Raw genomic sequence first — 16,475 nt, 5'->3', positions numbered from 1 at the left:
GCAGAAGGTGGTGTTGACACTGGCCCATTAGTTACTCCAGATAATGGTTCAAGCTCTCCAATCGTCCACACCACTCCAGATCAAAGCGGTGAGATTGATGTTTGGGAGCCACTCTTATCTTCTGATGGACGAGTCCGTGTAAGACATGCCCAAACGGGTAAAAAAATAACCCTTCGACCAGAAGTTACGACCTCAAACGTATCCACTGCAAAAGTTGGTGAGGTACTACCCGTTCCGACTTTAGAAAGAGAAGTGTTTGTTAAGATAGGTAATAATTATGTCTTTAATGGTTATATCTACCAAAAAAGTACTACCACACATACAGATAAGGTTGGTGAATGGAAGGTTGGTATGAAAAAAGGAGTTGCTCCTAGCAAAACGCATAAAATTACTCTTGGGCATGATGGTAAAGTTATAACACACCCTTAGGAGAAGAAATGAAATTTTCTGAAATGTTTGAAAAGGTAGCCAGTTATTGGCCAAATCAAATAGTGGTTGATGATTGTGTAGGAGCTGGAGAATCTAGATATAGCCCAAAATTATGGAGCCTTTATGAAGAGATTGAAGAAAAGTATGGGATTGTTGAAAGTTGGGAGGGGGTTCTTAACTATTCTATATATGGAGAGTTACATAAGCTTTTGATTAAAGAGTTTGAAAAGGAAAATTATATTATTTTGTTGGACAAGGTTGATAAAAAAAAGATTGAAGAAAGTATGTATAATAATTTTGGGGCACTTCCGGAATGGGATTGGTTGCTAGCTGAATATGAAAATGATTTGGAAGAGTAATTAGATGTGTCGACTAATTTTGTTTGCTTTCTTGTCAAATTGAAGACTAGGAAAGAGCTGGAGAATTTTAATGACGATAGTTGCATTTAATAAGGCACTGACTGATCCTACAACAAAAATGTGGACACCAAGTTAAGCCTCAAGGTCATACTGTTCATTACGGTATCCATATTTAACTGGAGACTCCCATCCTATGCTCGAATCTCGCCGTCTTCGATTGTAGTACGCCTCGATTAAATAGAGCCAAGTCGGCTTCATGCTTGGTGTTAAATTTCCTGTGACGGATCAGTTGATTTTTGACTGTGTGAAAAAAGACTCTGCGACGGCGTTGTCCCAGCGAGTTCCCTTTCCGGAGGGGATTACCCCTTATAGAGGGGCGTTAGAAGGATAGGCTACAAGATAGGCCGAGCATCCATGTTGTGTTATGTGGCTCAATAAATTTTGCTGGTTGATCGCCAATCTGGCTTGATGCCTTTTTAGATGTTTTAACTTCATACCATTCGAAATACGGTGAAATTCCGAGAATGTAACTTCCCAAATTCTTTTGCAATGTTGTTGAGATGCGCGCTCCGACACCACTGCCAAAGCTTTGGTGGTTTGTTATGTCGGAGTACATACTTCCGGCGTCACTCAAATTTGAATACACCCTTCCGGCTAGTAACAACGAACCTTCCATTTTTACTTTTACGTTCCAACTGTCATCAAGGTCATATTGTGCAGTCAAGCCGACAGGAAGGTAGAACTGGCTAATCTGGCGTAGATAGCCTCCCTCAGTAATGATGTTGTCCCGCCAGTAGCGGTATTTGAGGCCTGTATACGGAGTTAACTGCCAGGATGAAATAGTGAATTCTTTTCCTACAGCAGCCGTACCCTGAAACAAAAAGTCGTGGGTATCGCAACTGAGACCCGTGCCATCAGAGTACTTCCCTTCATAACGTAATTCCCCGCCTAATCCTTCTGCTTCAAGACCAAAGAAATATCCCTGATTGGTTGTATGTGTAAGTCCAGTATTTATTCCGGCAAGGTAGCCAGTCTCATCCATTACCTGCTCGTGATACGAAAAGTAAATGGCCTTAGGAGATATTGTAAAAGTTGTTTGAGCATGTGCAGTAAAAGGGAAAACAAAAAGAAGTAACGCAAGGGTTAGTTTTTTCATGTCTATTCTCATGGCTTTTTTGGGATGAGTTTTTTGAGGAGAGCGGGAAGTATTCCAATTTAGAAGGCAGGTAAGCGATGCAAGAAGAACTGTGTTTTTTAACCTGTTAACAAATTAATAAATTTCCGGCTAGCACACTGGTTTTTGGGAAGAAGCAGAATGTAGCTTTGGCATTGCTTGAAGAGTGTGGAGGCGGCGTAGCGCTTAAATACGGTTGATGTTGAAGGTGGTAACTAGCTATGTGCGGGTAACTTTTCCGCATGGGGGGGACAATAAGGAGTGGAAGGATATGAATAGATAGCGTTGCAAAATGTTTGATTGTCAATACGAAGTGATGTTTGAATCGCCCCTAGTTTCGTAGACGTTCTTGAGTTAAAGTCGATAACTTCATGAGGATACGATGATCGGCAACTGTTATCTGGTTGCATTTAGTTTTGAAGCGGTAAATTCGATCACAGAAGGTGCCACTTCAGTACATGATGTTGTTCAACAACCTGATGCAAGTCAGCTTCGCCTGTAGTTATTGTCTGATTCAATACAACAGTGCTTTAGTGCATCTATTTTTGTAGGCTCAGTTCTGTTAGGGTGCATTTAAGACATGACATGGATAGTGTTGCTGTTTATCTCCATGTCGTTTTTTATTGTATTGGGCAAAAATAGAAAATACAAATATCAGCGATTGTCAGCTACTGTTCTTTTATGGGATAGTGGCTGTTTGTGTTTTTTCTTCTTTAATATTGATGGTATTTTTAAGGCTATTTGTTGGATTGAAGGATCAGGTAAAAAGCACAGAGGATCGTCTGTTCCAACCGTATTAAAAGTGTGGCAATAATTACAGCCAGAAATGTAAGCAGGATGTCGGCAGGTTGAATTATAATCTGGTGTTACTTGATACATAATAGATGTCCCTTATTGGCGTATGTCGTACTTTCGCCTCATTTCTATATCATACTCTGCAATTACTACTAGTTAGGAGATAAAATATGCTTTACAGAACAATGCCCAAGAATGGCGATCAACTTTCCGCACTGGGATTCGGCTGTATGCGCCTGCCGATGGTTGATGGAAAAATTGACGAAAAACGAGCCATTGCACAGATCCGCGAAGCTATTGATAATGGTGTTAACTATGTGGATACCGCATGGCCGTACCACAACGGAGAAAGTGAGCCGTTGCTTGGCAAAGCTTTGCGTGACGGCTATCGTGAAAAAGTAAAAATTGCCACCAAACTCCCGACTTGGATGGTTAACAGCCGTGAGGATATGGACAATTTCCTTAATGCTCAGTTGGAAAAGCTCGGCACGGATCATATTGACTATTATCTGATCCATGCTCTGAGCGGCCCATCCTGGGATAAGATCGAAGCTCTCGGCGTGAAGGAATTTCTTGATCAGGCTCAACGTGACGGACGCATCGTGAATCCCGGTTTTTCCTTCCATGGCCTGTCAGAGGATTTCAACGGTATTGTGGACAGTTACCCTTGGGTGTTTTGCCAGATTCAGTACAACTACCTCGATCAGGAGTTTCAGGCAGGAACCAAGGGGCTGGAATATGCTGCATCCAAGGATCTGGGTGTGGTTATTATGGAACCTCTGCGCGGTGGTAATCTCGGTCTTCCTACTGCGCCTCCGGCTGTCGCGGAAATTTGGGACGAAGCGCAGACCAAACGTGCTCCTGTTGAATGGGCACTGCGCTGGGTTTGGAATCATCCGGAAGTCACAGTGGTGCTTTCAGGAATGAACATTGAGTCCCATGTGAAGCAGAACATGGCTATTGCCTGTGAAGCGCATGCAGATTCCCTTACGGCAGAAGAGTGTGCTCTGGTTGACCGGGTAAGCACGAAGTATCGGGAACTTATGCAGGTCGGTTGCACGGGGTGTGGATACTGTATGCCATGTCCTGCAGCAGTCCAGATTCCTACCTGCTTTGATTTATTCAATAAGTTGCACATGTTCGGAGGCTTGGAAGGCGTTAAACATTTTTATAAATCGTTTGCCGCGGGTACAGTTCTCCAGCGTGAAGCAGGGTTTGCGTCTCAGTGTATAGAGTGCGGGGAATGTTTGGAAAAATGTCCGCAGCAGATTAATATTCCAGAGGTCCTTAAAAGGGTCGTCACTGAACTTGAAAATGCGTAGCGTTATGTAAAAATAATAGTTGAATATACTGGGCTGACGGGGGGCACAGCAAGAGTATCTTCCTCCGTCAGCCTATAATTTTTTTGTCCTTTTCAGCGTTATAATTTCTGCAATCCGGCGAGACGGTATGTTACCGGATTTTTCTATATAAAAGCGGAGAGGACATGGGCTACGATTATCGGATAACAAAATGAAAATATTATATTATGACTGTTTTGCCGGAATCAGCGGCGATATGAATCTGGCAGCCATGATCGACCTTGGTGTTGATGCTGAGTTTTTGCGTTCCGAACTGGGGAAATTAGACCTGAATAGTGAATTCGAACTCGAAATCACCAAGGATAGCAGAAGAGGTATTCATGGCACACGGGTCGAAGTGCATCTGCGCGGCGAGGGCCATGCTCACGAGCATGACCATACTCATGGGCAGCACAAAAACAGCCATCATCATGAGCACACTCACCATCATCATGGGAAGGAAGACTTAAAAAATTCCTGCGCACATACCCACAAACCCCACCGTAATTTTACTGATATCAAATCCATTATCATGAAAAGTGGATTGGACGAGAGGGTTAAGGAAACCAGTCTCAATATTTTCCGCAAGGTTGCCGAAGCCGAAGCCAAAGTGCATGCAAAACCGGTGGATGAGGTTCATTTTCATGAGGTGGGGGCCACGGATTCCATTGTGGACATAGTCGGCGCGGCTATCTGTTACCATAACTTGGGCGTTGAAGGTGTCTGGGCCCGTTCTGTGGAACTGGGCAGCGGTGTTGTCCATTGCGTTCATGGTGTAATGCCTGTTCCTGCTCCGGCCACATCTGAAATTCTTCATAATATCCCGATCTCTGTCGGTGGAACCACACACGAAGCCACAACACCTACTGGTGCGGCTATTATTGCCTCTCTGACTGATAGATTCATCGATTCTCCTGTCATGAAAATACAAAGGACAGGGTACGGCATAGGGCATCGCAGTGAAACCCGACTTCCTAATGTTCTTAGAGCGTATCTGGCTGTAGTGGAGCAGGAGTGCTCGGGTAAATCAGAAGCCCGTCTTCTTCAGTGCAACATAGACGACATGACCGGAGAGATGCTTGGGGAAGCCATGGATATATTCATGGAACATGGTGCCATGGATGCGTACTTTACGCCTATACTTATGAAGAAAAACAGGCCGGGCACCCTCGTCTCACTTTTGTGCGGTATGGATAAGGAAGAGTATTTCAAAGACTTGATTTTTCGACACACAACCACATTAGGTATAAAAAGTCTTTCAGTTGATAAGACCGCGCTGGAAAGAAGTTTTGAGCGTATTGAGATCCCGTTGGGCGAGGTGACCTTGAAACACACGCATCTTAATGGCGTGGTAATCCGTTCCAAGCCGGAATTTGAGGATTGCAAAGAGATTGCCCGGCGAAACGGTATCCCGATCAGTGATGTCTATGACGCAATCCATAAGCATGGGAAGTGAGAAGAGCTCTATGTCTCGAGATAAATATGAAACTCTTCTCGCCGATCTTAGGTCTATGGAACGTGTTCTTGTGGCCTTTTCCGGAGGAGTGGACAGTGTGTTCCTGCTTCATGCCGCAAATCAGGCTTTGCCCGGTAAGGTGTTCGCTGTGACGTTATCTGCCCCGTATACCCCTCAGGCGGAGGTGAAAGAGGCAATTGCTCTGGCGCGGGATATGAATGTCCGTCATGAACTGGTGAACGTGTCTTTCCCTGAGGAATTGCGTAACAATCCGGCAGAACGCTGCTACCTTTGTAAGCGGGAACTATTTCTGCAGCTCAAGAGTATTGCTGAAGCGGAGGGGATTGACCATATTCTGGACGGAACCAATATGGATGATCTGGACGATCACCGTCCGGGGCGTAAGGCTTTGCTGGAATTAGGAATCCGTAGTCCCTTGCAGGATGCTGGACTGACTAAACAGGAGATTCGGGCGTTGTCTAAAGAAGAGGCTCTTCCAACATGGAACAAGCCGAACGGAACTTGTCTGTTAACCCGTATTCCTCATGATACGGACGTAGACGAACCAGAACTGCGGCGCATTGAAGAAGGGGAGTTGTTCCTTAAATCTATCGGATTTTCTTCTGTCCGGTTGCGCAGTCATGGAGAACTGGCCCGTATTGAAGTAACTGAAGAGGTAATTCCTGATTTGGTTGCACCACATGTACGCCGTCAGATTGATGCACATCTCAAGAGGCTGGGATATCGCCATGTCACATTGGATATGGCTGGTTATCGTATGGGCAGCCTTAATGAACAAACGGTATAATTTGAATTATGGAAAATAAATTAAAGGAACTCTTGTCTGCAGTAAGGGAAGGCAAAGTTGATATTGATGAAGGTGTAGAGCTGTTACGTGACCTGCCTTATGCAGATCTGGGACACACCAAGTTTGACCTGCACCGTTCGTTGCGCAATGGGTTTCCTGAAGTGATTTACGCGGAAGGCAAGACGCCTGAACAGGTCGGGGATATTTTCCTCGGGGTGTCCGGCAGCACAAACATTCTTGCTACACGGGTTTCGCCGGCAATGGCAACGCATGTGCAATCAGTCTGTCCTGACGTCAGCTATAATGCATTGGGGCGTACCTTAGCCCTGATTCGCGGTTCACTAAAATTCAAATCACGAGAGATCGTTATTGTTACTGCCGGAACTTCGGATTTACCAGTTGCGGAGGAGGCCCGTGTTACCTGCGAAATGTTCGGTAGCCGTGCCACCGTTATCTCCGATATAGGCGTTGCCGGTATCCACCGCCTTCTGGATAAGCTTCCCCAACTCCGCAAAGCCAGTGTGCTTATTGTAATTGCCGGAATGGAAGGGGCATTAGCCAGTGTTATTGGGGGACTTGTCTCACAGCCTATAATCGCGGTTCCTACATCAGTCGGGTACGGAGCATCATTTTCCGGACTTTCTGCCTTGCTCGGGATGCTCACTTCCTGCGCGAGTGGTGTTTCTGTAGTCAATATTGATAACGGATTCGGAGCGGCTTGTGCGGCCTGTAAGATTAATAACTTGTTGGAGTAAGCAGTAGTTAGCCCAAAGCAAGTTTTTTACGTGGTTGTTAACCATAATTAAATGAAAGGCCCCTCGGAGTGTTCTCCGAGGGGCCTTTTTATTGCTAACCGCGCTTATGCGATGATGGAAGTTATCTTGCAATGTGACGGGCAGTTAAGATCTGTGCCTTGACATAGTTACTCTTTTTAAAATAGTGCATCTAATGTGTTACTGAATCGAATTTCGTAATATTTAGGCGTGCAATCGAATATATCGGCTGTGAGCAAAGGAGGGTCTTTCAATTACTTTTTCTACCTCATTCAAAATCAAATGGAGTGCTCTGTTCATTGTAATAGCACTTCCGGTATTTATCTTACTGATGGGTTCCCAACCGGCGTTAAGCCACCAACGCACCCTCGTAGCCGTTGCCCCATGGGAAATTAAAGGCATCGACCCAGCCAAATCAGGCATTATTTTCCAACGTATGGAAATTGTTGAAACACTGACGTCCGTAGACCACGACGGGAACCTGATTCCATGTCTGGCTGAAAGTTGGAGCACGAGTGAAGACGGCCTCACGTGGACTTTCGCCATACGTAAGGGAGCAAGGTACCACGACAAGTCGAAAGTGACCCCTCAAAACGTGGCTGACTCCCTCAACATATCCTTGGGCAAACCGGGCATGCTCCGCAAAATGCCCATCAAATCCATACGGGCGGAAGGCGATAACGTGATCTTCGAACTCTCGGAAGCATGCGCTATGCTCGCTTCGGGAGTAGCCCACTATACAGCCTGTATCCTCGCGCCAGCCGCGTACGATAATAACGGTGATGTGATCCGCCTCATAGCCACCGGTCCCTTCGAGGTTACTCGATTTGAGCTTCCGCAAAAGATCAAGCTCAGGGCATTTAGAGACTACTGGGGATCGGTTTCACAAATTCGAACCGCCGAATATCTTGCCGTCGCCAGAAACGAAACACGCGCACTCATGGCTCAAAGCGGTGACGCAGATATCATCTTTACTCTTGATCCTGTAACACTTCAGCGACTGAAACGGTTCCACCGAATCCGCGTATCAACGACCCCGTTGCCCCGTACCATTGTCATTAAGATGAATTGTACACATACGGGGATGAATACGCCTGAGCTCCGCAAGGCCCTCAGTAAGGGCTTCGATCGCAAGGGTATTGCCCTCACCGTTATGCGTGAGGAGCAGTCCGCAGCCCAACAATTATTCCCACCGGCTCTCGGTATCTGGCATCTGGATTCACTGGAACAGCCGGATCCAACCGTTGGCAGCTATAAGTCGTTGATGATGAAACAGGGCTGGAAAGAAAACAGTGAAGGTTATCTTGAAAAAGACGGCTCCCTTTTGGAGTTCACCATGACCACCTATTCCGACCGTCCTGAATTACCCGTGTGTGCGACTGCTCTGCAGGACCAGATGCGAAAAATGGGCATCAAACTGAATATTGCTGTCTCTAATTCCAGCGCGATTCCTCAGGGGCATAATGAGGGCACACTGGAAATGGGTTTGATGGCTCGAAACTACGGGTTGATATCCGATCCTCTCGGTTCGATTTTGATGGATTATGCTCCGGAAGGTGGCGATTGGGGGGCTATGAACTGGAACAGTCCGGTCATGCAGAAATCCCTTGCTGCTATTCAAAAAACAACTACTCCGGAAAAGTACGCTGAACACGTGAAGACCGTCTGCACTATCTTGCATGACGAAATGCCAACCATTCCGGTCGTTTCCTACGTTCATTCGGCAGCCTATGCTAATGATATCGTCGGCTTCTCCCTCGATTCGCTGGAACGCAGCTACCGTATTTCCGAAATGCGCTGGGATCATTAGATGGTACGCCTCGTAAGAAACCTAGTGTTACAGTCTTCATTGGCTTTGTTCGTCGTCGGCACATTGACTTTTGTGCTGACCAAGGCGCTTCCGGGTGACATGGGTTATCGCATCGCTGCCGGCAGATACGGTCATGACATGGTCGATACTGCCGCGGCGGAACTCGTGCGTCAGGAATTAGGATTGGGACAATCCTCGATTTCAGCCTATTTCCACTGGCTCATGGATTTGTTGCAATGGAACCTCGGGGAGTCGATGGTAAGTGGTGCCCCGATCACTGACATTTTGAAACATGAGTTCGGCAGCACGTTGACCCTTGCTCTGGCCGCCATTGCCATTGCCGCCATTGTCGGCCCGACCCTCGGTGTCTTGGTAGCGTTTACCAGAAGCCGAACGGTGGATCGTTTATCTGTGGCTCTCTCCGTGGCTACCCGATCCATTCCGTCCTATGTCATCGGCATTGTGCTCATTGTGGTATTTGCCATCTGGCTGGATGTTCTGCCCGCTGCAGGCTGCGGCGAGCCTATCAACTACGTATTACCGGCATTAACACTGGCTCTTCCCCTCATTACGGTATCCGTTCGCATTACCAGCGCTTCATTGAAAGATGTCATGGAACAGGATTACTTCGAGTTCTCACGCCTCAAAGGCTTGGGTTGGTGTCAGTCTCTGTTGCGTCACGGGATGCGGAACATGTCCATTCCGGTCATTGCCTACCACGGCGTTCAGCTTGTCTATCTGGTAGAAGGTCTTGTTATCGTGGAAACTCTGTTCGCATGGCCCGGCATAGGTCACTCGATGGCGCATGCTATCTTTGCCCGGGACATTCCCATGATTCAGGGGACGTGCATGACACTGGCCCTCAGCTTCATACTGCTTAACACACTGCTCGACATACTCTATCGCTGGGTCGATCCCAGGGAGCGCAAATCATGACCGACGTCATTTCCTATTTCAATAAACTGAACAGGACACAGCAGGTCGGAGCGGGCATTCTTCTCGCCGTGATTCTGCTGGGAGTTCTCCAACCTCTTGTGCATGATGTTCCGGCTCAGCAAACAGACTTGTATAACGCGCTCCACGGGCCGTCATGGGTAGAGCCGTTCGGGACAGACCATCTGGGCAGAAGTATGTTCTCCCGTATTGGAGCGGCCATTCGCCTCTCCATGTCGCTTGCCCTCATCAGTGTTTTCACTGCTGTTGTACCCGGCTTGATCTTCGGGGTCATCGCGGGGTGGAAAGGTGGATTAACGGACAAGGCTATTTCTTTTGCGGCTGATGTTGTGGCCGCCTTGCCGGGATTGATGCTCATCATGCTTATCGCCACAATCAGCCCCGGATCGTTTCTGGTTCTGTACGTGGGCATCTCCCTGGTGCTGTGGCTTGAGTACTTTCGTGTGGTACGCGCCCAGACTCGTGTCCTGAGCGCCAGTCCCCATCTTGAATCATCCCGGTTGCTCGGCTTCGGAACGTGGTACTGCTTCCGTAAGCACATATGGCCGGGGTTGGCTTCCAGCATCCTGCCTCTTGCAGCCTTGGGAGCGGGTAATGCCATCCTCGCGCTGGCAGCGCTCGGGTTTGTCAATGTGGGCGTACGACCCCCTGTTTCCGAACTTGGACTTATGATGACGGAACTCTTCCCTTACATCTACGATGCGCCCTTCATTCTTATGCAGCCGATACTGATCGTCGTCGCGCTGGTTCTGGGGCTGAACCTGCTTACACGGAGTGACACGTCATGGAAATAGCGTTGAGTGTAAAATCCCTTTTTGTTCGTCCGGTTACCGGCGGTAACGAGATTGTTTCCCCTATCAGTTTTGATATCCCCAAGGGAACAGCACTCTCTCTGGTCGGGGAAACCGGCTCAGGGAAAAGCCTTATTGCTCAAGCTATTTTAGGGAATATTACGGATGACTTGGCAGTTGGCGGCGAAGTCTACGTCGATGGTACGGAATACCTCGGCCAATCTCCGAGGCAACGCCAACGGCTCTGGGGCAGGAAACTTGGCATGTTGCCGCAGGAACCTTGGCTTTCACTGGATCCGACTAAACGGGCGGCACCACAGGTTGAGGAAGTATACCGATGTGTGCTCGGCAAGGATGCTCAGACTTCATGCCGGCAGACGACTGACGATTTGGCCCGCTTTAATCTAGGCGAATCACGCGACAAGTATCCGCATCAGATATCAGGTGGTATGGCGCAACGGTTGGTATTTTGCTGCATCATGGCCGGAGGCACGGATATCCTTATCGTAGATGAACCTACCAAAGGACTTGATGTCGACCGCAAGCAGGAGGTCATCGACCAGCTTCAGGGCGTACTGGACAGGCAAGGTACTCTGCTTGTTATTACCCATGATGTGGAGGTCGCGGAAAGCCTGAAAGGGCAGACCATCGTAATGCGAAACGGTGTCGAACAGGAGCGGAGCACCACTCAAGCTCTGTTTGCTTCCCCGACAAGCGAGTATGCACGGGAACTGATTAATGCAGTCCCAAGTCGCTGGGAAAAGACTGAGAAGCATCCCGTTACAGGGGATGATGTCATCAGTTGTACAGGTATCGCCAAATCTTTCTCCGGCGATACGTTGTTCACGGATGTCGATTTGAGTATCGCCAAAGGAGAAATCGTCGGACTCCTCGGCCCGAGCGGTAGCGGGAAGAGTACCCTTGGCGACATTCTTCTCGGACTGGCTTCTCCCGACACGGGAAAGGTGATGCGCACCAACGGATTTAACTCTTTTCAGTTTTTGAAATTATATCAGGATCCGCCAGCTTCGTTCTCTCCTTTCCATACCGTAAAAAGCAGTCTGGAGGAACTGGTGGCCCTGCATGGACTTGCCGATGACCGATTTTACGAATTGATGGACAAACTAAAACTGGACCGCTCGTTATTGGAGCGAAAACCCGCAGGTATCTCCGGCGGCGAACTGCAACGGCTGGCGATTGTACGCGCCTTGCTTCTCAACCCCGTCTTCCTGTTCGCCGACGAACCGACCTCACGGCTCGACCCACTAACGCAAAAAGAAACTATGCATCATTTAACAAGCGCCGTCCGTGACAATAACTGCGGTATGTTGCTGGTCAGCCATGATATTAATTTACTGGAAAAAAGCTGTGATCGGGTAATCAATCTTGAAAAATGGATGTATCACTAATGCTAAGACCAGTAGGTTAGTGGTTTAGTTTTATCTATAACATTCTATAAATACAGGTAGTCAGAAGTATAAAACACTTCTGACTACCTTTTTTTATACCCTGTTTATATCCAAAAGTGTGGGTAGGGTGTGTGCAGGGGGAACTATATGGAAGGACTTCACCGGTTCTCAAGTTCTGCAATTATGGTTGTGTTACGCTACAACGAGTCCATTTTGCGGGAGGAGATCTCGTAAGATATACGTTCTGAGATACGCAACAGCGCGATCTTCCATTGGTGCAGGAGATTGTTCGATCTAGTTTTCTTTCTGGATACGCTCAAGCCGTTTTCCAAGAATAGCGAACAGCCATTACTCTTTAGTATAACAGCACGCCATAACAGCCAAAGTCATTTCTGTGCTTCAATCACCTTTCTTTTGATCTGTTCTTCACTTTTAAACGGTATTCTTCGACCCAGCAGTACAGCACAGGTACAACAAAGACTGTCAATAACGCTATAGACATACCGCCAAATGAAGGAATCGCCATAGGGACCATAATGTCCGCGCCCTTACCGGTTGATGTTAGGATCGGTAACAGCGCTAAAATAGTTGTTGCCGATGTCATTAAGGCCGGGCGAATCCGTTTTTTGGCCCCTTCAACAACAAAAGTACGAATATCTTCTATTGTCTCATGTGAATGCTTGCCTTTTGATTCATCAAGAAACGTAGCCATAATAACACCATCATCGGAGGCTATACCAAACAGAGCAAGAAATCCTACCCAAATGGCAACAGACAGGTTTATCGGATGTACTTGGAAAAGCTCTCTCATGTCTGTACCGAACATTGAAAAGTTCAAGAACCAATCCTGCCCGTAAAGCCAAATCATAATGAAGCCGCCAGACCATGCCACAAGAATGCCTGAAAAAACCATTAGGGTTGTGGTAACGGCACTGAACTGCAGATAAAGAATTATGACAATCACCAGCAGGGCAAGCGGCAGAATTATGGACAGTTTCTTCTGTGCCCGAATCTGGTTTTCATAACTGCCTGCAAATTCATATGACACGCCTGCCGGGATCACCAACTCACCGGTAGCAACTTTCTGATCAAGGAATCTGCGGGTCTGTTCAACTACATCAACTTCACCAAATCCTGACTTTTTATCAAACAGGACGTACCCGATAAGGAATGTATCTTCACTCTTGATAACTTGAGGGCCACGAACATATTTGATGTCCGCAAGCTGTCGTATTGGAATCTGTTCTCCTGAAGGAGCAGCAACAACGACATTACTGAGTCCTTCAATAGAATCACGTAACTCTCGCTGATATCGTACTCGTACGGGGTATCGCTCGCGTCCTTCAATAGTCGTACCTAATACGCGCCCGCCTATTGCACTTTCAATCACATCTTGAACTCTGCTGACGGTAATTCCATAACGGGCTATCGCATCCCTATTTATCACAATCTCAAGATACGGTTTACCGACTATTCTATCCGCTGTAACAGCTGCAGGCATTATGGATGGCACCTGCTTTAAATAATGCTCAAGCTGTAATCCAAATTCTTCAATAACGGGTAACGAAGGCCCTTTGATCTTAATACCCATTGGAGCACGCATGCCGGATTGAAGCATTACAATACGGGCAGCAATTGGCTGAAGCTTGGGAGCACTTGTTACCCCGGGGATATTGGCAGCCTTTACAATAGCATCCCAAATATCATCAGAAGAATGCACCCCATTCCATTTTTCACGGCCAGAATTAATTTCAGGATCAAGCGCCATACGCCAAACTCTGAACGGTTGTCCTCCCGAATCTGGAATAAGTCGTCCTGCGGCATCACGTTCATAATATCCCCGTACTAGATACGGATATCCATCATTGGCAGGTAGCAGCTTGCCATCAGCAGAGCGCATGTAGTCTTTTTTAGATGCATCAAATTTAAAGCGCGTCCGTTTGCCATTTTTATCTAACAGGAATTCAGGCTTATAATTAATAACCGTCTCAATCATGGACACAGGAGCAGGATCAAGAGGAGTTTCTGCCCTGCCAAGTTTTCCCACAGCACTTTCAACTTCAGGAATCTGTTGAATAGCTTTATCCTGCGCTGCAAGCACCTCCTGAACCTCGCCAATGGATGCATGCGGCATTGTGGTAGGCATATAAAGGAATGACCCTTCATCTAACGGCGGCATAAACTCTTTACCTAAGCCGGGGAAAGCATGGTTTAGCGCTATCAGTGGGGTAGAAGAACGAACTACATCAGGCAGCCACGACGTTAGTGTCCCAAACCCAAGCCAGATAACCATACCAAATGAAACAATGCTTACGGGAAGTACTAAAAAGGTGCCTTTCCAGTTTAAAAAAACACGAAGCAACGTAGGATATGTCTTTTGAAAGACATAGAAAAATGCCATCAAACTACCAATGGTTCCAGCAACAAAGAAAAAGTTAACTGTGAATCCTTTTCCAGGGCCAAGAGGCAACCAGTGCTGGGAAAGGAACATGGTGACTGCAATAATGACTACCCAATTTTCAATACGTTCAAGAATCAACTCGGTTTGCGTTGAAAAATGGGATCGTATCAGCCGGCGGATTCCCATATAAGCGACTATGATGCCAATCCACCATTTGATCATTACCCCAAGCACAATACCTGCTATCACAAGCAATCCGGGTGCAATGTATTTTTTATGCCCCATATAAGATGATTTTCTTGCCTTAAATAAGACATGAGCAAGTGCCGGAAGAACTGTAAGCGAAAGTAAAATAGAGGCACCAAGAGCAAACGTTTTGGTATACGCTAATGGCTTAAATAACTTTCCTTCTGCCCCTTCCATAACAAAAACAGGCAGAAAACTGACAATGGTTGTGGCAACAGCCGTCATAACCGCACTGCCAACTTCAGAAACCCCATCAAAGATAAGAGAGAACGTATCCGCTCCTTCCGGAGCACTTTCCAACTTTTTCAGAATATTTTCACATATTATAATCCCCATATCCACCATTGTACCAATGGCAATGGCAATACCGGACAGGGCAACAATATTGGCATCTACCCCCAATGTTTTCATGGCTATGAAGCATATGAGAATAGCCAAAGGAAGCAGGGAAGAAATCAATAATGAACTTCTGAAATGCATAACAGCAAGAAGTACCACAATGATGGTAATCAAAATCTCTTCAAACAGGGCACTATCCAGTGTCCCTAACGTTTCTTTGATCAAACCGCTCCGATCATAAAACGGTACAATCGTCAGTTTTGAAACAGTACCGTCTGCAAGTGTTTTACTTGGCAATCCTGCACTGATAACTTTAATCTTTTCTTTTACATTTTTAATTACTTGAAGAGGGTTTTCTCCATAACGGACGACGACTACGCCACCGACTACTTCTGCGCCGTTTTTATCCAGTGCTCCTCGTCGCGTAGCTGGGCCAAGCGTGACGGTTGCAACATCTTTAACGGTGATAGGGGTGTTATCCGTTACTTTTATAACTGCTTTTTCCAGATCGGATACTTTTTTAACGAAACCAACACCGCGGATTATATATTCCACGTTGTTAATTTCCATTGTACGCGCGCCAACATCAAGGTTTGACTGCTTAACTGCGGAAATTACCTGCTGAAGGGTAACTCCTTTAGTCCGCATCGCGTCAGGATTCACATCAACCTGATACTCTTTTACAAACCCACCGGCAGAGGCAACTTCCGAAACGCCTTCCGCAGAAAGCAAACCATAGCGAACAAGCCAGTCCTGCACACTGCGAAGTTCATCAAGCCCCCATCCACCAGTAGGATTACCTTGAGAGTCCCGACCTTCAATTGTGTACCAGAAGACCTGCCCAAGAGCAGTTGCATCTGGCCCTAAGGTTGGCTGTACGCCAGACGGCAGTGTGCCCGGCGGCAAACTATTCAATTTTTCTAAAAGACGGGAACGAGACCAGTAAAATTCTACATCTTCATTAAAAATGACATAGATAGTTGAAAAGCCGAACATAGAATAGCTTCGAACAGTCTTTACTCCCGGAATGCCGAGTAATGAAACTGTAAGCGGATATGTTACCTGATCTTCCATATCCTGCGGGGAACGCCCGGACCACGCCGTAAATACGATTTGCTGGTTTTCTCCAATATCCGGAATAGCATCTACAGGAACAGGATTTCTGGGCAGACCGCCTAGATCCCAGTCAAAAGGAGCAACCATCGCCCCCCATCCAATAACTAGAATGGTGAGCAATGCCACAATAAGCTTTCGTTTCAGGCAAAAATAAATAAGTTTTTCTGTAATGGTACGCGGCTGAACTTCACACGGAGAAGTCTTGTCCAAGGGACAATTATCTTGATTCATTTCTGCAGGTAGCGCAGTGTTTTTTTCTTGATCCGGCATAACCA

12 protein-coding genes and 1 pseudogene are annotated in these 16,475 nt (G+C 46.8%); 10 read left to right on the top strand and 3 right to left on the bottom strand.

Annotation, left to right across the window (positions count from 1 at the left end; genetic code table 11):
* Together F461_RS19285 and F461_RS0116545 are read left to right on the top strand one after the other, a co-directional pair.
* Positions 1-429 (top strand): hypothetical protein (locus F461_RS19285; RefSeq protein WP_026364817.1); only part of this gene is annotated, 429 nt, incomplete at its 5' end.
* An 8-nt stretch (positions 430-437) separates the two neighbouring features.
* Positions 438-788, top strand: a complete 351-nt coding sequence (locus tag F461_RS0116545; RefSeq protein WP_020002278.1) for a hypothetical protein — start codon at positions 438-440, stop codon at positions 786-788.
* A 132-nt stretch (positions 789-920) separates the two neighbouring features.
* Here the strand turns inward: F461_RS0116545 and F461_RS19560 are convergent.
* Both F461_RS19560 and F461_RS0116540 read right to left on the bottom strand, forming a co-directional pair.
* A pseudogene (locus F461_RS19560) lies at positions 921-1,142 on the bottom strand (integrase core domain-containing protein); the annotation flags it as partial.
* A gap of 25 nt (positions 1,143-1,167) precedes the next feature.
* On the bottom strand, positions 1,168-1,944 hold the full coding sequence (locus F461_RS0116540) for an autotransporter outer membrane beta-barrel domain-containing protein (RefSeq protein ID WP_020002277.1): 777 nt from the start codon (positions 1,942-1,944) through the stop codon (positions 1,168-1,170).
* 983 nt (positions 1,945-2,927) lie between these two features.
* On the opposite strand from F461_RS0116540, the gene F461_RS18325 reads away from it, so the two are divergent.
* The 8 genes from F461_RS18325 (at position 2,928) to F461_RS0116495 (ending at position 12,098) form a co-directional block, all read left to right on the top strand.
* The gene (locus tag F461_RS18325; RefSeq protein ID WP_020002275.1) at positions 2,928-4,079 is read left to right on the top strand and encodes an aldo/keto reductase; all 1,152 of its coding nucleotides are present in this window, start codon (positions 2,928-2,930) and stop codon (positions 4,077-4,079) included.
* A 190-nt stretch (positions 4,080-4,269) separates the two neighbouring features.
* Positions 4,270-5,553, top strand: coding sequence for a nickel pincer cofactor biosynthesis protein LarC (gene larC, locus F461_RS0116525; RefSeq protein WP_020002274.1), 1,284 nt, complete (start codon positions 4,270-4,272; stop codon positions 5,551-5,553).
* A gap of 10 nt (positions 5,554-5,563) precedes the next feature.
* Positions 5,564-6,361 (top strand): ATP-dependent sacrificial sulfur transferase LarE, encoded by a 798-nt coding sequence (larE, locus tag F461_RS0116520; RefSeq protein ID WP_020002273.1) that lies wholly within the window; start codon positions 5,564-5,566, stop codon positions 6,359-6,361.
* 8 nt (positions 6,362-6,369) lie between these two features.
* Positions 6,370-7,116, top strand: a complete 747-nt coding sequence (gene larB / locus F461_RS0116515; protein ID WP_020002272.1) for a nickel pincer cofactor biosynthesis protein LarB — start codon at positions 6,370-6,372, stop codon at positions 7,114-7,116.
* A 349-nt stretch (positions 7,117-7,465) separates the two neighbouring features.
* Complete coding sequence (locus F461_RS0116510; RefSeq protein WP_020002271.1) at positions 7,466-8,944, top strand: ABC transporter substrate-binding protein; 1,479 nt, start codon at positions 7,466-7,468, stop codon at positions 8,942-8,944.
* The gene (locus tag F461_RS0116505) at positions 8,945-9,880 is read left to right on the top strand and encodes an ABC transporter permease (protein ID WP_020002270.1); all 936 of its coding nucleotides are present in this window, start codon (positions 8,945-8,947) and stop codon (positions 9,878-9,880) included. It begins immediately after the preceding gene.
* Positions 9,877-10,692, top strand: a complete 816-nt coding sequence (locus F461_RS0116500) for an ABC transporter permease (RefSeq protein ID WP_020002269.1) — start codon at positions 9,877-9,879, stop codon at positions 10,690-10,692. The genes F461_RS0116505 and F461_RS0116500 overlap by 4 nt, the downstream gene beginning before the upstream one ends.
* Entirely contained in the window at positions 10,683-12,098 is a 1,416-nt protein-coding gene (locus tag F461_RS0116495; protein ID WP_020002268.1) for an ABC transporter ATP-binding protein, read from the top strand. The genes F461_RS0116500 and F461_RS0116495 overlap by 10 nt, the downstream gene beginning before the upstream one ends.
* A 403-nt stretch (positions 12,099-12,501) precedes the next feature.
* Here F461_RS0116495 and F461_RS0116490 read toward each other — a convergent pair whose 3' ends face one another.
* The gene (locus tag F461_RS0116490) at positions 12,502-16,470 is read right to left on the bottom strand and encodes an efflux RND transporter permease subunit (protein WP_020002267.1); all 3,969 of its coding nucleotides are present in this window, start codon (positions 16,468-16,470) and stop codon (positions 12,502-12,504) included.
* Positions 16,471-16,475: the final 5 nt, after the last annotated feature.

The sequence above is a fragment of the Halodesulfovibrio aestuarii DSM 17919 = ATCC 29578 genome (genome assembly GCF_000384815.1).
In the GTDB taxonomy this organism is placed as follows: Bacteria; Desulfobacterota; Desulfovibrionia; order Desulfovibrionales; family Desulfovibrionaceae; genus Halodesulfovibrio; species Halodesulfovibrio aestuarii.
Note: the sequence above shows the minus strand (reverse complement) of the source record. Positions and strands in the feature narration are given on the sequence as shown.